The following is a 19911-nucleotide window of genomic DNA, read 5'->3' on the forward strand; positions in this document are numbered from 1 at the left end:
CGCTATCGGGAGCAAGCCCCCTCCCACACTGTGCAAGGGCTCGGCTTCAGCTGCAAGCCCTTGCTATAGCGTTAAACTTTTATGGCACTGTTCCGTTGGGTACAGTTATCCATTTTCCGGTATTGCGGTCATATCGCTTCCAATCATTCTCCGTTCTAAGTTTTCGATATAGCGTATTGAATGTCGTACCGCCCAGAATTTGGACTTGAACTTCACCGCCTGCGGTTTTGCAGTTAACCAGCCCTAGAATGGGCGAGTCTGGATTGACTTGGAGTGCATACACCGCTTCTCCAAAGGTTCCGGTGGTGGCGTAGTCCAGTGCAAAACTTACAAACTGGCTTTGCGGGGTGTCGCTCGATTGCAGTGCGAGCAGTCGCATTGTCGTGTAGGTGGCACTGCTAAAACCCGGCTGGTGAAGGTCCGGTCCGTCAATTGCCCAATACTCCTTGGGCGTCCCCCCTCGCTTGACGAACTTCTCCAGGTCATTCTGGGCCTTGGCGTAGATCACGCCCTCCTTGAGCTTCTGGACATGCCAGTTGTTGGTGTCTGCGTTTTCATACGCGCGATACACCCAGGTGGCAGGCGCCGTCACTCTGGAATCGGTGATCTTGCCTCCGTAGGTCGAGGTCAGTTCATTTTCCTTTTCAAGGGTTCGGCTCCCTATCGGTTTACCGGCCTTGGCAGTGTCGATGATTGCGCGCATTTCCTGGGTATCGTAACAACCGGCACTGAGTGCCTGCTGCACCGTTACCTCGGCAAATGCTGCGGTGGAACATATAAAACCCATGGCAGCGAATAGCGTTGATATATTCCGTTTCATTACATCTCTCCTTTGTTTCGCAACTAACTAACAAACAGGTTTAATGAACAGGCACACGCGCTTCGCCGCTAACGGTGATATCACAAGAATTTTTATCGGCTTACTTTGGCGTTTGCCAGTCAGGTATAGCACAGGTAGAAAAAGCAACAATCAACGTCAATAAAAATAAAGTTTTCACAACTTCAAAACATGCATATTCCCCATAGCAATAGCTTAATGACAAGGGAGCGACTCACATAAAATCCAGTTGAACCTCCCCTCGATTTTGGCCTCCTATTGAGCAGCAGAGCCGAGGATTCAAACGGCTGTTTTCAGGTTATCGCCCTCGCAAACGCTCGAACGCGTTTGCGCCCTTGAGCGCCTGCCGGTGCTCGGGTAATGTCATCAGACCCATAGGACAGAGCACGCCCATGACTTCCAAGCTGGAACAACTCAAGCAATTCACCACTGTCGTTGCCGATACCGGCGATTTTTCGACACTCGCCAAGCTCAAGCCACAGGACGCCACCACCAACCCTTCCCTGCTGCTCAAGGCCGCATCGATTTCAGGCTATGCCACGCTGCTGGACGAGTGCGTGAAGGACTGCAATGGCGATGTGGGCCTGGCCAGCGACCGTTTTGCGGTGGCAGTGGGTCAAGAGATCCTCAAAGTCGTGCCGGGCCGTATTTCCACCGAGGTGGATGCGCGCCTGTCGTTCGACGAAGACGCCATTCTCAAGCGTGCGCACCGTCTGATCGACCTGTATGAAAAAGCCGGGGTTGGTCGTGACCGTGTACTGATCAAGATCGCCTCTACTTGGGAAGGCATCCGCGCGGCAGAGAAGCTGGAAAAAGAAGGCATCCAGACCAACCTGACCCTGCTGTTCTCCTTCGCACAGGCCGTGGCCTGCGCCGAAGCCGGGGTATTCCTGATTTCACCGTTCGTGGGCCGTATCTACGACTGGTACAAGAAGGCCACCGGCAACGAATACACCGGCGCGGATGATCCGGGCGTACAGTCGGTGACGCGCATCTACAACTACTACAAGGCCAATGGCTATAAGACGGTAGTGATGGGTGCGAGCTTCCGTAACCTGAGCCAGATCGAGGAGTTGGCGGGGTGTGATCGCCTGACCATCAGCCCGGATCTGCTGGAGAAGCTGGCGGCCGATACCGGCAAGCTTGAGCGCAAGCTGTCGCCGGGGCATTCCGGTGAGGCACGTATCCATATGGACGAAAAGGCGTTCCGCTGGGCATCCAACGAAGACGCCATGGCGACTGAGAAGCTGGCGGAAGGTATTCGCCAGTTTGCTCGCGACCAGGAGAAGCTGGAAGCGTTGTTGTCGGCCAAGCTGTAAGACAGACGGCAGCAAAAAGGGCGGCACCTGTGAGGGTGCCGCCCTTTTTTGTGTTCGCCAATCTCAAACCGACCTCAGTCCAACGGTGGGAGGGGGCTTGCTCCCGATGGCGGTGGGTCAGTTATGAATTCAGTGGCTGACACACTGCAATCGGGAGCAAGCCCCCTCCCACAGTTGGATAGGGTTTCAACTGGCGATCAGTGACGTTCGAGGGCGTTGACGAGGTCGTGGAAGGCTTCGCGGTTGGACTCGTTCAAGCCCATCAGGATCTTGTGTGCTTCGAGCACCTTGACCCGTACGATTTCTTCGGACTGGTCTTGCGAAGGCAAGTCGGTCAGGCACTCAGGGCACGGGATCGGGCGGTCAACGATGTTGAACACCTGGTCGAAGCCCATGGACTGCAGCAGACGGGTGATGTCTTCGTGGGTGGTGACCACAGTCGGCAACAGGCCGACCTTCTGCCGAGACAGAATGGACAACTTGGCCAGCAGGCCCAGGGTGGTGCTATCGATGCTGCGGGTTTCGGTCAGATCGATCACGATCGCCGAGAAGTTCAGCGCTGTGAAGATCCGCTCAATCGTCGCATCCAGCGCCGAACACAAGGTCAGGCGCACTTCACCGACAAATTTCAGGACGAATGTCCCGTCTTGCTCGGCGAATTGGATTCTTCCGGTACTCATCAAAGATTCCTGCTCAACACCAATAGGGCGATATCATCCGGCATCTCCCCTAGCGTGGCCAATCCAAACACTTGCCGCAGGCCATCCAGGCTGCCGCCCGCCGACTTGACCTTTTGGGGCAAGGCGGCTTCTTTCTCCTTGAGTGTAGGCTCTGGAAGCAGGTCCAGGATACCGTCGGACATCAGCGTGAGGCTGAAGGTCGGCGGCAGTTCCAGGATGTGGTCTTCGTAGGTGGCTTCATTGAACAAGCCTACGGGCAGACCACGCCCTTCCAGGTAACGCACACTGTCGGGAGTGTATAAAACAGGCATCGGCAGGTGACCGCCAATACTGTAGGTCAGAAGACCGGTTTCTTCGTCAATCACGCCGCCGACCATCGTCACGTGCTTGCCCAGCTTGCAGCTGATCAGGCCTCGGTTGATGTGGCCCAGCACCTCGGAGGGGGTGAACTCCGGCAAGGTGCCATTGCGCTTGGATTCAAACAACAACCGCGTGGTCATGAACTTCAACAACACGGTGACAAAAGCCGATGAAGCGCCATGGCCGGAAACGTCGGCCAGGTAGAACGCCACACGTCGCTCATCCACACGGAAGTAGTCGACAAAATCACCCGACAGGTACAACGACGGGATGATCTGATGGGCGAACTTGAACTCGTCGATGGTCCACGGGCTGACCGGCAGCATGTTCATCTGCACCTGGCGACCGGCGTTCTGGTCTTCCTGAAGCAGGTTGAGGCTGGCCTCGAGCTCGCGGTTGGCGGTTTCGAGCTTTTCGCGGTAGCGCTGGTTCTCGACCAGCAGGCGGGCACGGTCCAGCGCGCGGCGCACCGAGTGCTCCAGCACGGCGAGGTCTTCCAGGGGCTTGATCAGGTAATCGGCGGCGCCCAGGCGCAGGGCCTCCACGGCATCGTTCATCACGCCGGCACCGGACACGACAATCACCGGCGTCTGCGGCGCAAGCTCGGTCACCTGGCGGATCAGCTCAAGGCCACCCATCTGGGGCATGCGCAGGTCGCAGATCACGAGGTCGGGCTTGTCGCGCTCGAACACCTGGAGACCCTGTTGGCCGTTACCGGCCTGCAGGACGCTGAAGCCACTGTCTTCCAAATAGGCCGCGAGGCTCGCGCGCACTACTTCGTCGTCATCGATTATCAGCAGCGTGGCACTGGTTTTTTGCATGTGGGCAAACGGCGCCAGAATTAGGTTGGCGTAGGTGGCTCGACAATGGCCGGGCTCACGTACTGGATTCGCTTTCTAGCCTCTCTGTCCTACAAAGCATAGGCAATTAGCCCACGCACAACTGTAATGCAGAGGTGCCCTTCTAAGGCGCAGACGGTACTCCCATCCGTCAGGGGTTTCAAGCTCATGCCGATGGTCGCCGGGCGTCTTTACACCGCAAATCACCGGGAGTTATAAGAACAGCCAACACCACAACACAAAGTAAGGATGGAACCCATGAGCGAACACGAGCGCGACTACGCCGAAAAACGCGATTTCATCCGCATGCGGGTGGATGCCGATGTGTCGTTGATACACGCCGGGCAGGAGATTGCCGGGGTATGCCTGGACCTTTCCAGCTCCGGCATGCAGGTGCAGGCCCCTCGCCAGTTCAACGTGGGTGACCAACTGACCGTGCGCATCGATTCAGAGCACGCGGCTCTCAAGGGGCTAGAGGCGGACACCGAGGTGGTATGGACCAAGGCCATGGGGGAGGAGCAGCATTTGGGCCTCAGAATCTTGAAAATGCGCTGAATACCGCTCATAAAAAAGGCGACCACTGAGGGTCGCCTTTTTCCATTTCAAAATGTCACGACTTAAAAGTCGTCGACGACCTTGCCGTCCTTGACCTTGAACTCGCGGTTCTGCAGGTAAGCGTTACGGATGAAGGTGTATTTATCGCCGGTGATCAACTTCTCGCTGTCGAGCAAGCTTGCACGGGTATCAACCACGTTCAGGCCGAAGGTGCTGTTGCGCCAGCCGATATCGTTCATGTAGCGATACGGTTGAGTGTAGGTGTCCACGTACTTGGACGGCGCATCACGCAATGTGCTCGGGCCCAGCAACGGCAGCATCACGTAAGGGCCGCTGCCCACGCCCCAGTAGCCGAGGGTCTGGCCGAAGTCTTCGTCGTTACGGTGCAGCCCCATTTTGGTGCCGACATCAATAAAGCCCAGCACGCCGAATGTGGTGTTCACCAGCAGGCGCGCGGTGTCGACGCCGGCCGCATGCGGTTTGAGCTGCAACACGTCGTTGGCAAAGTTGCCCACGTCGCCGATGTTGCGGAAGAAGTTATGGACGCCCGTCTGCACAAACTGCGGGGTGACAAACTGATAACCCTGGGCCAATGGCTTGAGCGCGTAGGTATCAACGGTGTCGTTGAAGGTGAAGATTGGGCGGTTGACGCTTTCCCATGGATCGTCTTCGGACGCAGCCTGGGCGGCGAACGGGGCCATTAAAATAGTGGCACACACAGATAGCTGAGCGAAATATTGGCTCCAGCGCATAGCTTTGGCTCCTTGAATAGTCTGTCATGGGCGCTATGCCCTGAAGAAGATCGTCAGTATATGACGGAAGTATCAATTTAGGCAGCTAGTAGGAAATGTCATATGGAAAACGAACAAAATTCCTACAATCTCCTGTCAGTGTCATCTGCTTGTCATCGCGCCTCGCTAGCGTCACAGCTATTTCAGGGATGTCGAAATGCCTCACGCCGAAATTGCCGTCGCCAGCGCCCCCGCCTTGACTGCTGTCCTATTCGGCCTGAGTGGCTGCCTGGTGGATTTCGGTTCCCAGGCACGCACCGATTCGTCCTCTCCCGACTCCCAGGCCACCCCGGGCGCCCTGAAGATCCTGCGCAGCCTCAAGGATCAGGGCGTGCCTTGCGCCTGGTTGGATGAGCTGCCCCCGGCAGTGACTCAGCCACTGGCTTCCGGATTGCCCAGTTGGTTGAAGGCAACACCTCCCTCCTCCATCCGCTGGCCTGCGCCGCATGCGTGCTGGCAAGCCTTGATGGAACTCAACATCGAACGCCTGGACGGCTGCGTGCTGGTCAGCGGTGAACCACGCCTGCTGCAATCGGGGCTCAATGCCGGGCTGTGGACCATTGGCTTGGCCTCCTGTGGCTCACTCTGCGGCTTGGCGCCCGAGCCATGGCAGGCTCTTACCGAGCAACAGCGCGAGCACAAACGCGCCAAAGCCACGGTAGCGCTGTATGGGCTGGGCGTGCACTCGGTGATCGATCACCTGGGCGAACTCGGCACTTGCCTGGCAGACATCAGCCGGCGCCGGCTCAAAGGCGAAAAGCCCTGATCGAGATCATGCACAGTCGGCGCCGGTGGATTAATCTACAGGTCAGCCCGTAGACCTTTCTCGGCGTGCCGCGGTCTATGCCAGTGCCTATCGATAAAAGGAAAAATGTCATGCCTGATCGCAAAAAACTGGAAGAACAGGTCGAAATCCTGCGCGGGCAACTGGAACAGGAACCGCCGCTGTCGCTGGAAAAACGTGAAGCACTGGAAGAGCTGATTGCCCGATTCGAAGTGCAACTTGAATTGGAACCGGCGACGCAGACACCCAGCATTGCTGACGATGTAAACCGGGCGTTGGAGGGTTTTGAACTGGATCATCCAGGCATTGCCGGGACACTGCGCAATATCGTGATCACCTTGGGCAACATCGGGATCTGATCTCCCCGTCAGCCAAGCGCAGATCCAATGTGAGAGGGGCAAACTCCCCTCCCACACTTTGAACCTGGGTACAGGCTACTGACGAGCCAGGCGCACGTTCTGGAACGTCACATTCTCGGTACTGCGATATGGGTTGATATCCAACCCGCCACGGCGCACATACCGCGCATATACCGTCAACTTCTCCGGCTTGAGCAAGCGCTGCAGGTCCAGGAAGATGCGTTCCACACACTGCTCATGGAAGTCCGAGTGCTGGCGAAAGCTCACGATATATTCCAGCAGGCTGGCGTGATCCAGCGCCGAACCCCGGTACTCCACCACTACGCTGCCCCAATCGGGCTGGCTGGTGACCGGGCAATTGGATTTGAGCAAGTGGCTGTGCACGCTCTCTTCGACGATGCGCGAATCGTCGCAGCGCAGCAATTCGGGGCGCGGATGCTCGTAGTTGCTGACACTGATATCCAAGCCGTCGATACACACGCCCGGTAAGGCCATCACGCCCTCGGCCTCTATCTCGGCCAGACTGCGGATGCGTACCGTCACCGGCTTGCCGGCGGCGGCGCTGAGGTCGTCGCGCAGCGTCGCTTCCAGGCCCTGGATGTCGGCAAAGGCGGTCTGGTTCAGCGAGTTGAGGTACAGCTTGAAAGACTTGGACTCGATGATGTTCGGCGAGTCGGCCGGGATGCTGAACTCACCGATGGCCACCACCGGCTTGCCCGACGGCAACAGCCAGGACAATTCGAAGCAGTTCCAGAAATCCACGCCCTTGTAAGGCAGGGTCTCGGCACTCAGGCCAAGCTCGGCCCATTTGGCGGCACGAGGGATCGGAAACAGCAACGACGGCGTGTAAGTGGAGATGTATTCACTGGACTTGCCCAGCGGCGAATGTTCGGCTGCGGGATGCATGGCGGAAACCTGGCTAAATAAACCGCGCCAGTCTATCAGCCTTTGCTCCCGCGCCTAAACGGCACCGGATCAATCGACGTTGAGCTTGCCGACCATACCCGCCTGGTAGTGCCCGGGAAGGTTGCACGCAAACTCCAGGCCGGTGGATTTACTGAACGTCCAAGTCAATTCGGCGGTTTTACCCGGCTCGACCAGCACGCTGTTGGGATCATCATGCTGCATGCCGGCCCCGTCACCATGCCCCATGGCACTGTGGTTCATCTTGCCCATGCCGGTAGCGGTGAGCATGCCGCTGGCCTGCATCTGTAACATTTCCTTCTGGTGCTCGGCATGCATCGCCGCATCGCCCAGGTTGAACTCGTGGAGCAACTGGCCTTTGTTGACGAGCACAAAACGCACCGTCTCACCGGCTTTTACGTCCAGTGACTTGGGCGCAAACGAAATGTCCTGCAGGACCACTTCCACGGTGCGCGTGGCTTTGCTCGCCGGCGCCGGCTGGCCAAATGCGAAGGTGTGGGCTGCATCGGCAGCCGCATCGAAACTCAACGCCAACAAGCAACCCGCCAGGATCAGGGGTGTACGCAACGCCATGGTTCTTCTCCAAAAATGTGTGACTCGCTTGACCCGCACTTTAAGATTACGCCGCTGCCAGCTACCTGACTGCTAGATTACAACTTTGTCAGGTTGCGCCCTTCCCCCGGCGCCCACGGTATAAAGCCCGTCGAGCCCCGTTGCCAAGAGCTGCCCATGAAACTGCTGATCGTCGAAGACCAACCCAAGACCGGCCAATACCTGCGCCAGGGCCTAGCCGAAGCTGGGTTTACCACCGAGTTGGTGGCTGACGGCACCACGGGCCAGCACCTGGCACTGACCGGTGACTACGACTTGCTGATCCTCGATGTGATGCTGCCGGGCCGCGACGGCTGGCAGATCCTGCAAGCGGTGCGCAGCGCCGGCCTGGAGCTCCCGGTGTTGTTCCTGACCGCCCGCGATGCCGTGGAAGACCGCGTGCACGGCCTGGAACTGGGAGCCGACGACTATCTGGTCAAACCTTTCGCATTTTCCGAACTGCTGGCCCGCGTACGCAGCCTGTTGCGCCGTGGCAGCAGCGCCCCGCAGGAAACGGCACTGCAACTGGCTGACCTGCGCCTGGACTTGATCCGCCGCCGTGTCGAACGGGACGGCCAGCGTATCGACCTGACCGCCAAGGAATTCGCCCTGCTCGAACTGTTACTGCGGCGCCAGGGCGAAGTGCTGCCCAAGACCTTGATCGCCTCCCAAGTGTGGGACATGAACTTCGACAGCGATACCAACATCATCGAAGTGGCCATCCGCCGGCTGCGCTTGAAAGTCGACGATCACTACGCCAACAAACTGATCCACACCGTGCGCGGCATGGGTTATGTGCTGGAGGAACGCGCCAATTGATCAAGCGTTTATCCCTGGCCAGCCGCCTGGCACTGTTGTTTGCCGCCTGCACGGCGGTGGTCTCGTTGCTGGCCGGCGTGCTGTTCAACCGTGCCAGCGAAGCGCATTTCCTTGAACTGGACCAACAACAGCTCGACAACAAGCTGCTGGCCTTGCGTGCGACTTTGCAGGGTGTCGACTCGCCGCAGTCGTTCGCCCAACGCGAAGCACAACTGCGTACCGAACTCCTTCACCAGCAGGACCTGACGCTGCGCATCAGCGCCGCCGGCCAGCGCTGGCTGGACAACGCGCCCAGCATTAGCCTACCCGAGGCCCCCGGCCTGCACAGCCTGCAAAGTGCAGGCACCGAGTACCGGGTGTATAACGCGCCCCTGAGAGCAGGCCAGCCCGACTCGCCGCAACTGACCCTGATACTCGACATCACCCACCACCAGCACTTCCTGCAACGCATGCAACACCTGATCTGGCTCACCGTCGGGCTATCAGCCCTGGCTACCGCCCTGCTCGGCGCCTGGGCGGCACGCAGTGGGTTACGGCCATTGCGGCGCATGGGGGAAGTGGCCGCCGGCGTGTCCGCGCACTCACTGACCCAGCGGCTGCCCCAGGAACAAATGCCGGTGGAACTGGCCGAACTGGCGCAGGCTTTCAACGCCATGCTTGGCCGCCTGGATGATGCCTTCCAACGCCTGTCGGCGTTCTCCGCCGACATCGCCCATGAACTGCGCACGCCTCTGTCCAACCTGTTGACCCAGACCCAGGTCATCCTTACCCAACCGCGCCCGCTCGAGGACTATCGGGAGGCCCTGCACAGCAATCTGGAAGAGCTGCAATGGATGGCGCAGTTGGTGAATGACATGTTGTACCTGGCCAAGGCGGATCACGGTTTGCTGGTACCCAAGCGGGAAGCGTTGGCGTTGGCGGATGAAGTGGATGCGTTACTGGAGTTCTTCACCTTGCTGGCCGAAGACGCACAGATCAGCCTGGTTCGCGAGGGGACAGCCCAGACGACGGGTGATCGCGGGATGTTGCGCCGGGCACTGTCGAACCTGCTGGATAACGCGCTGCGCTTTACGCCTGCGGGGGGCGAAGTGCGTGTGCGCCTGCAGAACGGGGTGAGGCTTTGCGTGGAAAACACCGGTAAAGGTATTCCAGCGGCAGTGCTGCCGAGGTTGTTTGACCGGTTCTATCGCGCCGACCCGGCGCGCCGTGAAGGCAGTAGCGAGCATGCGGGGCTGGGGCTGGCGATTACCCAGTCGATTGTGCGGGCGCATGGGGGGAGGATTTTCTGTGAGTCCGAGGCGGGATGGACGCGGTTTGTGATTGAGTTGCCCGCCGGGATTTGATGCAAGATGGGCCGGCGCTATCGGGAGCAAGCCCCCTCCCACATTTGGATGTATTCACAAATCAAAATGTGGGAGGGGGCTTGCTCCCGATAGCGGTCTCGAAACCTACGAATATCTCAGCGCATGCGCCGGCTCGATCTTCGCCGCCCGATAAGCCGGGTACAACGTCGCCAAAAAGCTCAGCACAAACCCGGCCGTGCAAATCAGCAACACATCGCCGCCCTGCAGCTCCGAGGGCAGGTTGCTGACAAAATACACATCCGAGCTGAAGATATGCTGCCCGGTCACCCGCTCCAGCCAGCCCACCAGTTCACTCACGTTCAATGCCGCGATCACACCGAGCACGCCACCGATCAAGGTGCCGACGATGCCGATCACCGTGCCCTGCACCATGAAGATCGCCATGATCTGGCGCGGCGTGGCACCGATGGTGCGCAGGATCGCGATATCCGCGCCCTTGTCGTTCACGACCATGATCAGGGTGGCGATGATGTTGAACGCAGCGACGGCGACGATCATCAGCAACAGCAGGCCGATCATGGTCTTTTCCATCTTCATCGCGCTGAACAGGCTGCCCTGGGTGTGGGTCCAGTCATCGGCCTTGTAGGCGGCGCCCAGGCTGGCGGCGATATCCGCCGAGACCTTGGGCGCTGCGTACAGGTCTTTCACCGCCAGGCGCACGCTTTGCACCTGGTTCGGCTGCCAATGCTGTATCTGTGCCGCGTCAGCCATGTGGATCAAGGCCATGGAGCCATCCAGCTCGGCGCCGACCTTGAAGATACCGACCACGTTCAAACGCTGCATGCGCGGCGTGATGCCCCCCGGTGCAGTGCTGACTTCCGGCACGATCAGGGTCAGCTTGTCCCCCACGTTCAGGCGAAAGCGCCGTGCGGTGATTTCGCCCACCACCACACCGAACTCGCCTGGCTTGAGGTCATCCAGTTTGCCGCGCACGATGTGCTGGGCCACGATGGATACCTTGCCTTCCTGGGCCGGGTCGACGCCGCTGATCTCGATCGGCTGCATCGCACCTTTGTAGGAAAACATGCCATCCATCTGCGTGAACGGCACGGCCGCCGTGACTTCAGGGTTCTTCATGGCGGCCGCAGCCACCGGCTGCCAGTCATTGATCGGGTTCACGCCGACGATGGTGGCGTGGGGCACCATGCCCAGGATGCGCGAACTCATTTCGCGCTGGAAACCGTTCATCACCGACAGCACCACGATCATCGCCAATACGCCCAGGGCGAGACCGATCATCGAGGTCATCGAGATAAACGAAACAAAACGGTTGCGGCGCTTGGCGCGGGTATAGCGCGTGCCGATGAAAATCGATAACGGTCTGAACATTCGCGGGCACCGTTGAAAAAATGGAAAACCCGACGTCCGGCGCCGGGCTTGAAACGGGTCAGATGGCGACCAGATGACCTTCCTGCAAGTGCAACACGCGGTCCATCTGGCGGGCCATGCTCATGTCATGGGTGACCACCAGGAACGCGGTGCGCATCTGGGTACTCAGTTCCAGCATCAAGTCCTTGATGCCCTGGGCCGTGTGGGTATCGAGGTTGCCGGTGGGCTCATCCAGCATCACCAGCCCGGGGTTGTTGACCAGGGCACGAGCAATCGCCACGCGCTGGCGTTCACCGCCGGACAGCTCGGCCGGTTTGTGCTCCAGGCGATGCCCCAGGCCGACACGCTCCAGCAGCGCCTTTGCGCGCTGGCGCGCTTCCGGGATGGCGGTCTTGCCGATCAGCAGCGGCATGCACACGTTTTCCAGGGCGGTGAATTCCGGCAACAGGTGGTGGAACTGGTACACAAAACCGAGCGAACGGTTGCGCAGTTGGCCACGGGCCTTCTCGCCCAGCGCCGACAATTCTTCACCGGCCAGCCAGACGCTGCCCGCCGACGGCGTATCCAGGCCGCCCAACAGGTTGAGCAAGGTACTCTTGCCGGAACCGGAACTGCCGACGATCGCCACGCGCTCGCCAGGATGAAGTTCCAGTTGCAGGTTGGACAGCACCACCACCGACTCCGGGCCTTCCTCGTAGGATTTGCCCAGGTTGCGGCAGCTCAGGATTGCTTTTTCACTCATGCCCGATTCACTCATAACGTAAGGCCTGTGCTGGCTGGGTACGTGCCGCGCGCCAGGCTGGATACAGGGTGGCAAGGAAACTCAAGACCAACGCGGCACCGCCGACCATCAACACGTCTTGGGCCTGAACCTGGGACGGCAGGTAGTCGATGAAGTAGACGTCGGCGTTGAGGAACTTGTGGCCGATGACTTTTTCCAGCGCAGCGATGGCGGCGCTGACATTCAGCGCGGCGAGAATGCCGACAGCGGTGCCGATCAACGTGCCGACCACGCCGATCACGGTGCCCTGCACCATGAAGATCGCCATGATCTGCCCCGGCGTGGCGCCGAGGGTACGCAGGATCGCGATGTCACCCTTCTTGTCATTCACCACCATCACCAGCGTGGAAATGATGTTGAAGGCCGCCACGGCGACGATCAGCAGCAACAGCAGGCCGATCATGGCTTTCTCCATGCGGATGGCCTGGTAGAGGTTGCCGTGGGTGCGGGTCCAGTCGCGTGCGTAGTACTGGCTGTCGCCCAAGTGCTGGGCGATTTCCCACGACGCGCGCGGTGCATCGAACAGGTCGTTGAACTTCAGCCGCAGCCCCTGCACCTGATCCGGCTGCCAACGGTGCAGGCGGGCCAGGTCGGTGAGGTTGGTCAGGCCGAGGTAGCCGTCGATTTCGCCGGCGCCCACGTGGAAGGTGCCGACCACAGTGAAGCGCTTCATGCGCGGGAACATGCCCGCCGGGGTCACGGTGACTTCCGGCGCGACGAAGGTCAGCTTGTCGCCCACCCCCACACCGAGCTTGGCCGCAGCCTTGTCGCCGATCACGATGCCGAAGCTGCCGGGCGCCAGGTCGTCGAGTTTGCCTTGCAGCATGAACTTATCGATGATCGAGACCTTGCGCTCCTCGGCCGGGTCGATGGCATTGAGCAGGATCTTCTGCACCTTGCCGTCGTTGGTCAGCAACCCCTGCATCTGGGTAAAGGGCGCCACGGCCACTACCTTGGGGTTCTGCTTGACCTTGTCGGCCAGGCTTTGCCAGTCGCTGATGGGCGAATCGGCCTCGATGGTCGCGTGGGGCACCATGCCCAGCACGCGGGTGCGCATCTCATGGTCGAAGCCGTTCATGACCGACAGCACCACGATCATCACGACCACGCCCAAGGCGAGCCCGATCATCGAGGTCAAGGAAATGAACGACACAAAATGATTGCGGCGCTTTGCACGGGTATAACGCGTGCCAATGAATACGAAGAGAGGTCTGAACATGTCGGGGCTTGTTCGGAGGAAAAGAAGACGTCCCGGTGGCGGGGTCTGGTAAGCAGCTTTACACTCTGACCATTACCGTTACCTGGGGTTCGCCATGTCGACATTAGATGAAGAAGAGCGCCGCGAATACTACCGTATCGACGACATGATCGCACTCCAAATCAAATGCCTGTCCGCCCCCGAAGCCGCGAGCAAGGAAGTGTTGCAGGATGATTCGCCGCTGTTCAATCTGCTCAGCGAGCTGCACCTCAGTGAATTCGAAGCCCAACACCTGTTACGCCAGCTCAGCGAGAAGGATCGTACCCTCGCCGCGTTCCTGCGCGTGCAGAACAAACGCCTGGACCTGCTCAGCCAGATCATGGCCCGTGGCCTGCTCGATGAGGTCGGCGCACCGCAGCCGGTGATCATTTCCGAAGGGGGCATCGATTTCCAACACCCCACCCCGCTGGCTACCGGCACTCACCTCGCCGTCAAGCTGGTGCTCATGCCCCAGGCCCTTGGCCTGCTGCTGCGTGCGCGGGTAACCCATTGCGACCCCAAGGGCAGTGGTTTTGACGTGGGCACCGAATTCGAAGCCATGACCGATGCCCAACGCCAATTGCTGGCGCGCTATATCCTGCAGAAACAAGCACAGGAACGCCGCTTGGCGCGGGAAAAGAGCGACGCCCCAGACACCTGATTCATCTTTACCCGGCCAGCAGACCTGGCATTAAGGAGCAATTGTGACCCTGATCTACGGCCATCGCGGTGCCAAAGGCGAAGCACCGGAAAACACCCTGACCAGCTTTCAGGAGTGCCTCAAGCACGGTGTACGCCGTTGCGAACTGGACCTGCACCTGTCCATGGACGGCGAGTTGATGGTCATCCACGACCCGACCCTCAAGCGCACCACCGACCGGCGCGGCAAAGTCGTCGAGTATTCGGCGGCCGACCTTGTGAAGATGGACGCACGCAAAGGCGGCCCGGGCTGGGTCAAGCCGTGCCCGATTCCCCGCCTGGAAGAACTGTTCGAACAGTGCGACTTCGATCACTGGCAACTGGAAGTCAAAAGCGCTTCACGCACCCGCGCCGCCACCACCGTGCTGGCGATCCGGGAAATGGCTGTACGCTTTGGCCTGATGGACAAGGTCACCGTGACCTCAAGCTCGCGGGAAGTGTTGAAGGCGGCGCTGGAACTGACCCCGGACCTGTCACGCGGCCTGGTTGCCGAGTATGCCTGGCTCGACCCGCTGAAGATCGCGCAGAACTATGGCTGTGAGATCCTGGCGTTGAACTGGACGTTGTGCACCCCTGAGCGCCTGGAAAAAGCCCAGCGTCAGGGCCTGCACGTGTCCGTGTGGACAGTCAACGAACCTGCGCTGATGCGCAGGCTCGCCGACTTCGGCGTAGATAGCCTGATTACAGACTTTCCCGGTTTGGCCACTGCCACCCTAGAGAATTACTGAAATCGGTCTCCCCGGCCGGCTCAGGCCACCGGCCGGAGCCGCTCAAAAAAGCCGGTTGAGGCCGTCGTAGGCCGCTACCCGATAGGCTTCGGCCATGGTCGGGTAGTTGAAGGTGGTGTTGACGAAATACTTGAGGGTATTTTGCTCACCCGGCTGGTTCATGATGGCCTGGCCGATGTGTACGATCTCCGACGCCTGGTAGCCGAAGCAATGCACGCCGAGGACTTCCAGGGTTTCGCGATGGAACAGGATCTTCAGCATGCCTTGCGGCTCGCCGGCGATCTGCGCACGCGCCATGCTCTTGAAGAACGCCTTGCCCACTTCATAAGGCACCTTGGCCTTGGTCAGTTCGTGCTCGTTCTTGCCGATCGAGCTGATCTCCGGAATGGTGTAGATCCCGGTCGGCACGTCGTTCACATAGCGCCAGCTGCCATTGTCGACGATGCTGCCCGCCGCCGAACGGCCTTGGTCGTGCGCCGCACTGGCCAGGCTTGGCCAACCGATCACGTCACCCGCGCCGTAGATGTTCGGCACGCAGGTGCGGTAATTCTCGTCCACCTCGATCTGGCCACGGCTGTTGACCTTGACCCCGATGTTTTCCATGCCCAGCTTGTCGGTGTTGCCGGTACGGCCGTTGCACCACAACAAGGCGTCGGCCTTGATCTTCTTGCCGGACTTGAGGTGCAGGATCACACCATTGTCCAGGCCTTCGACCCGCTCATACTCTTCGTTATGGCGCACGGTGATGTTGTTGTTGCTGAAGTGGTAGCTCAACGCCTGGGAAATTTCCGAGTCGAGGAAGCTCAGCAACTGGTCGCGGTTGTCCACCAACTCCACCAGCACGCCCAGGCCGCTGAAGATCGAGGCGTATTCACAGCCGATCACGCCGGCGCCGTAGATGATCAGTTTGCGCGGGGTATGGCCCAGGCTGAGGATGGTGTCGCTATCGTAGATACGGGCGTGGTTGAAATCGATATCGGCCGGGCGATACGGGCGCGAACCGGTGGCGATGATGATGTGCTTGGCCACCAGCTTCTCGACCACACCATTGGAGCACACCACTTCAACGGTTTGCTCGTCGGCGAAACTGCCGGTGCCGAAGAACAGGTCGACACGGTTACGGGCGTAGTAACCGGTGCGCGAGGCCACCTGCTTGGCGATGACTTTCTCGGCACTTTTCAACACATCCGGAAACGAGAACCAGCGCGGCTCACCAATGGCCCGGAACATCGGGTTGGTGTTGAACTGCATGATCTGGCGCACCGAGTGACGCAAAGCCTTGGACGGGATGGTGCCCAGGTGGGTGCAGTTACCGCCGACCTGGCGACGGCTATCGACCATCGCCACCTTGCGCCCTGCCTTCGCAGCGTTCATCGCCGCACCTTCTCCAGCCGGGCCGGAACCCAGTACCACCACGTCGTAGTTGTAGACAGCCATGCGTACTCCTCAGAACAGGCCAGGCGCACGGTTGGACGCCTGGCTAAATCATGCCGCGGCCAGCGGTCATGAAGGACAATTCGGCTCAAGTGTGTGAACCGGGGCACAGTCTATATAAGGCTCAACGCCGCGCACATTAACCCTTGGTCGCGTCATAGGCCAGTATTGACTTAACGACAGATCCAGGAAATTGCAATAACTGCGACAACCAGTCACTTGACTATCGGTTTTTATTGCCTGGCATGGCTAATACACATATGGTTACAAAACTGTTCAGTGAAGCCTCGCGTAGCGACTTTGCAGCAAGGATGACCAGCGACCAGGGATCACCAATAAGATAGCCAAAATGAGTGCATGACATGTCCACGTCAACGGGCAAAGGCAAAGCGATCTTTCGCGTTGTCAGCGGTAACTTCCTCGAAATGTTCGACTTCATGGTCTACGGCTTCTACGCCACGGCCATTGCCAAGACCTTCTTCCCCACCGACAGCGCCTTCGCGTCCCTGATGCTGTCCCTGGCGACGTTCGGTGCCGGCTTCCTCATGCGCCCGCTGGGTGCGATCTTCCTCGGCGCCTACATTGACCGTCACGGCCGCAAAAAAGGCCTGGTGATCACCCTGGCGCTGATGGCCGCCGGCACCATCCTGATTGCCTGCGTGCCGGGGTATGCCACCCTGGGTGTCGCGGCGCCACTGATCGTACTGCTTGGCCGCCTGCTGCAAGGCTTCTCCGCCGGCGTGGAGCTGGGCGGCGTTTCGGTATACCTGGCGGAAATCGCCACACCGGGCCGCAAGGGCTTTTTCGTCAGTTGGCAGTCCGCCAGCCAACAGGCCGCGGTGGTATTCGCCGGCCTGCTCGGCGTGGGCCTGAACCACTGGCTCAGCCCCGAAGAAATGGGTGACTGGGGCTGGCGCGTGCCGTTCCTGATCGGCTGCCTGATCGTGCCGGTGATCTTTGTGATTCGCCGCTCCTTGGAGGAAACCCCTGAATTCCAGGCACGTAAACACCGCCCTACCCTGCAGGAAATCGTCCGCTCGATCGGCCAGAACTTCGGCATCGTCATCGCCGGCATGGCATTGGTGGTGATGACCACCGTGTCGTTCTACCTGATCACGGCCTACACACCGACCTTCGGCAAGGCGGAGTTGCACTTGTCGGACTTCGATGCCCTGCTGGTGACCGTGTGCGTGGGGATTTCCAACTTCATCTGGCTGCCGGTAATGGGCGCTGTGTCCGACAAGATCGGGCGTAAACCCCTGCTGATGGGGGCGACGATTCTGGCGATCCTCACAGCGTATCCGGCGCTGTCTTGGCTGGTGGCCAACCCAAGCTTCAGCCATCTGCTGATCGTGCTGTTGTGGCTGTCGTTCCTGTACGGTTCGTACAACGGTGCGATGGTAGTCGCGCTCACCGAGATCATGCCGGTCGAGGTGCGTACCACCGGTTTCTCCCTGGCCTACAGCCTGGCGACCGCAACGTTCGGCGGGTTTACCCCTGCGGCCTGTACCTACCTGATCCACGTACTGGACAACAAGGCGGCACCCGGGATCTGGCTCAGTGGCGCGGCCGTGCTGGGGTTGATTGCGACCCTGGTCCTGTTCAAGGGCAACCGGCATGCGCTGCGCACTGCCGAGGCCGCCATCGTTCGCTGAACACTGAACCGCAGACAAAAAAACGCCCCGACATGTCGGGGCGCTTTCATTACGGCTGATGCTTAGCGCGGGAACGCAGGCGGGTTGACCCCAGCCATGTCTTCCATCACGCGAACCACCTGGCAGCTGTAGCCGAACTCGTTGTCGTACCACACGTACAGGACAACGCGGTTGTCCTGGGTGATGGTCGCCTCGGCATCCACCACACCGGCGTGGCGCGAGCCAACGAAGTCGGTGGATACCACTTCCTGCGAATTGACGAAGTCGATCTGCTTATGCAGATCGGAGTGCAGCGCCATATAACGCAGGTACTCGTTCATTTCTTCACGGGTGGCGGCTTTCTCGAGGTTCAGGTTGAGAATGGCCATCGACACGTTTGGCGTTGGAACGCGGATCGCGTTACCGGTCAGCTTGCCGGCCAGCTCAGGCAATGCCTTGGCAGCAGCGGTGGCGGCACCGGTCTCGGTGATCACCATGTTCAACGCGGCGCTACGACCACGGCGATCGCCTTTGTGGAAGTTGTCGATCAGGTTCTGGTCGTTGGTGTACGAGTGAACGGTTTCGACGTGGCCATTGACGATGCCGAACTTGTCATTCACAGCCTTCAGCACCGGCACGATGGCGTTGGTGGTGCAGGAAGCGGCGGACACGATCTTGTCGTCAGCGGTGATTTCGCCGTGGTTGATGCCGTGAACGATGTTCTTCAGCTTGCCCTTGCCAGGCGCGGTCAACACAACGCGATCGATACCCGGGCAGGCCAGGTGCTGGCCCAGGCCGTCGGCATCACGCCATACGCCGGTGTTGTCCACCAGCAGGGCGTCCTTGATACCGTACTGGGTGTAATCCACCTCGGACGGGTTCTTCGCGTAGATCACCTGGATCAGGTTACCGTTGGCGGTGATGGTGTTGTTTTCTTCGTCGATGACGATGGTGCCATTGAACGGGCCGTGTACCGAGTCGCGACGCAGCAGGCTTGCGCGCTTGGTCAGGTCGTTCTCTGCGCCTTTGCGCACCACGATGGCACGCAGGCGCAGGCCATCGCCACCACCGGTTTTCTCGATCAGGATACGCGCCAGCAGGCGGCCGATACGACCGAAGCCGTACAGGACAACGTCGATGCCTTTACGGGCAGCGGCGTTTTGCTGGCCAATCACCTCGGCCATTTCTTCACGCACGAACTGCTCGGCGCTGCGGCCATTGCCTTCGTTGCGGAATTTATAGGCCAACTTGCCCAGGTCTACCGAGGCCGCGCCGAGCTTGAGCTCGCTCATGGCCTTGAGCAGCGGGAATGTTTCGTGGACGGAGAGTTCGCTGTCGTCGGCGGAGCGATGGCGTGCAAAGCGGTGGGCTTTGAGAATCGCAATGACAGACTGGTTGATCAGGCTGCGGCCATAGATCGAGCTCACCACATTGTTATTGCGGTACAGCTGGCCGATAAGCGGAATCATCGCTTCTGCGAGTGCTTCACGGTCGATCCATTCACCAAGACACTGGTCGGGCTTCTGAGTCACGGGAACCTTCCACATGTAGGGGCAGAAAAAAGGGGCTACATTATGACGCCCGACCGCCCTCGGAGCAATGCGCCAAAGCCAACAAAAAGTGCTTGCCAAAAACAGACACCCCGCTGCAGCCCAGTAAATACGCGGCTTCCAGAAGGCCGCCGGATAGGCGACCCAGGCGACTTGTCCGTAACCCTCCGAAAACCATGCACCGTTTGGCACTACATATTGAGTCAAAACGCAGCTTTGTTTGTCTTAGCCACTACATTTCCTACAAACCGCATTAGGCACAGTCAGCAACTGACAGGCGGCACCTTGGGCCGTTA

The 19911-nt window shown here is 59.6% G+C and carries 20 protein-coding genes; 9 read left to right on the forward strand and 11 right to left on the reverse strand.

Annotated features, from left to right (window positions below; translation table 11 throughout):
* Positions 1 to 79: 79 nt before the first annotated feature.
* A complete protein-coding gene (locus ACQRBV_RS01355) occupies positions 80 to 820 on the reverse strand; it encodes a hypothetical protein (protein WP_411984510.1) in 741 nt (246 codons plus the stop codon).
* Positions 821 to 1230: 410 nt separating this feature from the next.
* Here ACQRBV_RS01355 and tal point away from each other — a divergent pair, with 410 nt between their 5' ends.
* Positions 1231 to 2157 (forward strand): transaldolase, encoded by a 927-nt coding sequence (tal, locus tag ACQRBV_RS01360; RefSeq protein ID WP_411984509.1) that lies wholly within the window; start codon positions 1231 to 1233, stop codon positions 2155 to 2157.
* A gap of 197 nt (positions 2158 to 2354) precedes the next feature.
* Here tal and rssC read toward each other — a convergent pair whose 3' ends face one another.
* Together rssC and rssB are read right to left on the reverse strand one after the other, a co-directional pair.
* Positions 2355 to 2837, reverse strand: a complete 483-nt coding sequence (gene rssC / locus ACQRBV_RS01365; protein WP_010212025.1) for an anti-sigma factor antagonist RssC — start codon at positions 2835 to 2837, stop codon at positions 2355 to 2357.
* The gene (gene rssB, locus ACQRBV_RS01370) at positions 2837 to 4018 is read right to left on the reverse strand and encodes a two-component system response regulator RssB (RefSeq protein ID WP_060753168.1); all 1182 of its coding nucleotides are present in this window, start codon (positions 4016 to 4018) and stop codon (positions 2837 to 2839) included. Before rssB ends, rssC begins: the two co-directional genes overlap by 1 nt.
* Positions 4019 to 4294: 276 nt before the next feature.
* Between rssB and ACQRBV_RS01375 the strand changes: the two genes are divergently transcribed.
* Positions 4295 to 4591 (forward strand): PilZ domain-containing protein, encoded by a 297-nt coding sequence (locus tag ACQRBV_RS01375; protein ID WP_060753167.1) that lies wholly within the window; start codon positions 4295 to 4297, stop codon positions 4589 to 4591.
* Between the two features lie 62 nt (positions 4592 to 4653).
* On the opposite strand, the gene ACQRBV_RS01380 is transcribed toward ACQRBV_RS01375, so the two are convergent.
* A complete protein-coding gene (locus ACQRBV_RS01380; protein ID WP_372241670.1) occupies positions 4654 to 5292 on the reverse strand; it encodes an MlaA family lipoprotein in 639 nt (212 codons plus the stop codon).
* A 247-nt stretch (positions 5293 to 5539) separates the two neighbouring features.
* Here ACQRBV_RS01380 and ACQRBV_RS01385 point away from each other — a divergent pair, with 247 nt between their 5' ends.
* A complete protein-coding gene (locus ACQRBV_RS01385) occupies positions 5540 to 6148 on the forward strand; it encodes an HAD family phosphatase (RefSeq protein ID WP_244384028.1) in 609 nt (202 codons plus the stop codon).
* Positions 6149 to 6258: 110 nt separating this feature from the next.
* Positions 6259 to 6525, forward strand: a complete 267-nt coding sequence (locus ACQRBV_RS01390) for a DUF4404 family protein (RefSeq protein ID WP_060753164.1) — start codon at positions 6259 to 6261, stop codon at positions 6523 to 6525.
* A gap of 75 nt (positions 6526 to 6600) precedes the next feature.
* Here ACQRBV_RS01390 and queF read toward each other — a convergent pair whose 3' ends face one another.
* Together queF and ACQRBV_RS01400 are read right to left on the reverse strand one after the other, a co-directional pair.
* On the reverse strand, positions 6601 to 7431 hold the full coding sequence (gene queF / locus ACQRBV_RS01395; RefSeq protein WP_244384029.1) for an NADPH-dependent 7-cyano-7-deazaguanine reductase QueF: 831 nt from the start codon (positions 7429 to 7431) through the stop codon (positions 6601 to 6603).
* Between the two features lie 69 nt (positions 7432 to 7500).
* The gene (locus ACQRBV_RS01400) at positions 7501 to 8022 is read right to left on the reverse strand and encodes a cupredoxin domain-containing protein (RefSeq protein ID WP_411984508.1); all 522 of its coding nucleotides are present in this window, start codon (positions 8020 to 8022) and stop codon (positions 7501 to 7503) included.
* 156 nt (positions 8023 to 8178) lie between these two features.
* On the opposite strand from ACQRBV_RS01400, the gene ACQRBV_RS01405 reads away from it, so the two are divergent.
* Both ACQRBV_RS01405 and ACQRBV_RS01410 read left to right on the forward strand, forming a co-directional pair.
* Positions 8179 to 8859 (forward strand): heavy metal response regulator transcription factor, encoded by a 681-nt coding sequence (locus ACQRBV_RS01405; protein ID WP_411984507.1) that lies wholly within the window; start codon positions 8179 to 8181, stop codon positions 8857 to 8859.
* Positions 8856 to 10202, forward strand: a complete 1347-nt coding sequence (locus ACQRBV_RS01410) for a heavy metal sensor histidine kinase (RefSeq protein WP_411984506.1) — start codon at positions 8856 to 8858, stop codon at positions 10200 to 10202. The genes ACQRBV_RS01405 and ACQRBV_RS01410 overlap by 4 nt, the downstream gene beginning before the upstream one ends.
* Positions 10203 to 10307: 105 nt before the next feature.
* On the opposite strand, the gene ACQRBV_RS01415 is transcribed toward ACQRBV_RS01410, so the two are convergent.
* Genes ACQRBV_RS01415 through ACQRBV_RS01425 form a run of 3 tightly spaced genes read right to left on the reverse strand, consistent with a single transcriptional unit; the run spans position 10308 to position 13552 of the window.
* The gene (locus ACQRBV_RS01415; RefSeq protein WP_161548747.1) at positions 10308 to 11552 is read right to left on the reverse strand and encodes a lipoprotein-releasing ABC transporter permease subunit; all 1245 of its coding nucleotides are present in this window, start codon (positions 11550 to 11552) and stop codon (positions 10308 to 10310) included.
* 58 nt (positions 11553 to 11610) lie between these two features.
* Positions 11611 to 12294 carry a lipoprotein-releasing ABC transporter ATP-binding protein LolD gene (lolD, locus tag ACQRBV_RS01420; protein ID WP_162843511.1) on the reverse strand — a complete coding sequence of 228 codons (684 nt, stop codon included), beginning with the start codon at positions 12292 to 12294 and terminating at the stop codon, positions 11611 to 11613.
* A 7-nt stretch (positions 12295 to 12301) separates the two neighbouring features.
* Positions 12302 to 13552: a lipoprotein-releasing ABC transporter permease subunit gene (locus tag ACQRBV_RS01425; RefSeq protein WP_060753157.1), complete on the reverse strand. Its 1251-nt coding sequence runs from the start codon at positions 13550 to 13552 to the stop codon at positions 12302 to 12304.
* Between the two features lie 94 nt (positions 13553 to 13646).
* On the opposite strand from ACQRBV_RS01425, the gene ACQRBV_RS01430 reads away from it, so the two are divergent.
* Together ACQRBV_RS01430 and ACQRBV_RS01435 are read left to right on the forward strand one after the other, a co-directional pair.
* Positions 13647 to 14231: a PilZ domain-containing protein gene (locus ACQRBV_RS01430; protein WP_411984505.1), complete on the forward strand. Its 585-nt coding sequence runs from the start codon at positions 13647 to 13649 to the stop codon at positions 14229 to 14231.
* A 43-nt stretch (positions 14232 to 14274) separates the two neighbouring features.
* Complete coding sequence (locus ACQRBV_RS01435; RefSeq protein ID WP_060753155.1) at positions 14275 to 14997, forward strand: glycerophosphodiester phosphodiesterase; 723 nt, start codon at positions 14275 to 14277, stop codon at positions 14995 to 14997.
* 42 nt (positions 14998 to 15039) lie between these two features.
* Here ACQRBV_RS01435 and sthA read toward each other — a convergent pair whose 3' ends face one another.
* On the reverse strand, positions 15040 to 16434 hold the full coding sequence (gene sthA / locus ACQRBV_RS01440) for a Si-specific NAD(P)(+) transhydrogenase (RefSeq protein WP_060753154.1): 1395 nt from the start codon (positions 16432 to 16434) through the stop codon (positions 15040 to 15042).
* A 359-nt stretch (positions 16435 to 16793) separates the two neighbouring features.
* Between sthA and ACQRBV_RS01445 the strand changes: the two genes are divergently transcribed.
* Positions 16794 to 18086 (forward strand): MFS transporter, encoded by a 1293-nt coding sequence (locus ACQRBV_RS01445; RefSeq protein WP_060753153.1) that lies wholly within the window; start codon positions 16794 to 16796, stop codon positions 18084 to 18086.
* Between the two features lie 62 nt (positions 18087 to 18148).
* On the opposite strand, the gene ACQRBV_RS01450 is transcribed toward ACQRBV_RS01445, so the two are convergent.
* Complete coding sequence (locus tag ACQRBV_RS01450; RefSeq protein WP_411984504.1) at positions 18149 to 19612, reverse strand: glyceraldehyde-3-phosphate dehydrogenase; 1464 nt, start codon at positions 19610 to 19612, stop codon at positions 18149 to 18151.
* Positions 19613 to 19911: the final 299 nt, after the last annotated feature.

This window comes from Pseudomonas sp. R11F, from assembly GCF_050312575.1.
In the GTDB taxonomy this organism is placed as follows: domain Bacteria; phylum Pseudomonadota; class Gammaproteobacteria; order Pseudomonadales; family Pseudomonadaceae; genus Aquipseudomonas; species Aquipseudomonas palleroniana.

Coding starts and splice junctions, on each gene's coding strand:
- ACQRBV_RS01400 (WP_411984508.1), bottom strand. CDS start 8,022: ATGGCGTTGCGTACACCCCTGATCCTGGCGGGTTGCTTGTTGGCGTTG.
- queF (WP_244384029.1), bottom strand. CDS start 7,431: ATGCATCCCGCAGCCGAACATTCGCCGCTGGGCAAGTCCAGTGAATAC.
- tal (WP_411984509.1), top strand. CDS start 1,231: ATGACTTCCAAGCTGGAACAACTCAAGCAATTCACCACTGTCGTTGCC.
- ACQRBV_RS01355 (WP_411984510.1), bottom strand. CDS start 820: ATGAAACGGAATATATCAACGCTATTCGCTGCCATGGGTTTTATATGT.
- ACQRBV_RS01425 (WP_060753157.1), bottom strand. CDS start 13,552: ATGTTCAGACCTCTCTTCGTATTCATTGGCACGCGTTATACCCGTGCA.
- ACQRBV_RS01450 (WP_411984504.1), bottom strand. CDS start 19,612: ATGTGGAAGGTTCCCGTGACTCAGAAGCCCGACCAGTGTCTTGGTGAA.
- ACQRBV_RS01445 (WP_060753153.1), top strand. CDS start 16,794: ATGTCCACGTCAACGGGCAAAGGCAAAGCGATCTTTCGCGTTGTCAGC.
- ACQRBV_RS01430 (WP_411984505.1), top strand. CDS start 13,647: ATGTCGACATTAGATGAAGAAGAGCGCCGCGAATACTACCGTATCGAC.
- sthA (WP_060753154.1), bottom strand. CDS start 16,434: ATGGCTGTCTACAACTACGACGTGGTGGTACTGGGTTCCGGCCCGGCT.
- ACQRBV_RS01380 (WP_372241670.1), bottom strand. CDS start 5,292: ATGGCCCCGTTCGCCGCCCAGGCTGCGTCCGAAGACGATCCATGGGAA.
- rssB (WP_060753168.1), bottom strand. CDS start 4,018: ATGCAAAAAACCAGTGCCACGCTGCTGATAATCGATGACGACGAAGTA.
- rssC (WP_010212025.1), bottom strand. CDS start 2,837: ATGAGTACCGGAAGAATCCAATTCGCCGAGCAAGACGGGACATTCGTC.
- ACQRBV_RS01415 (WP_161548747.1), bottom strand. CDS start 11,552: ATGTTCAGACCGTTATCGATTTTCATCGGCACGCGCTATACCCGCGCC.
- ACQRBV_RS01375 (WP_060753167.1), top strand. CDS start 4,295: ATGAGCGAACACGAGCGCGACTACGCCGAAAAACGCGATTTCATCCGC.
- ACQRBV_RS01390 (WP_060753164.1), top strand. CDS start 6,259: ATGCCTGATCGCAAAAAACTGGAAGAACAGGTCGAAATCCTGCGCGGG.
- ACQRBV_RS01385 (WP_244384028.1), top strand. CDS start 5,540: ATGCCTCACGCCGAAATTGCCGTCGCCAGCGCCCCCGCCTTGACTGCT.
- lolD (WP_162843511.1), bottom strand. CDS start 12,294: ATGAGTGAAAAAGCAATCCTGAGCTGCCGCAACCTGGGCAAATCCTAC.
- ACQRBV_RS01405 (WP_411984507.1), top strand. CDS start 8,179: ATGAAACTGCTGATCGTCGAAGACCAACCCAAGACCGGCCAATACCTG.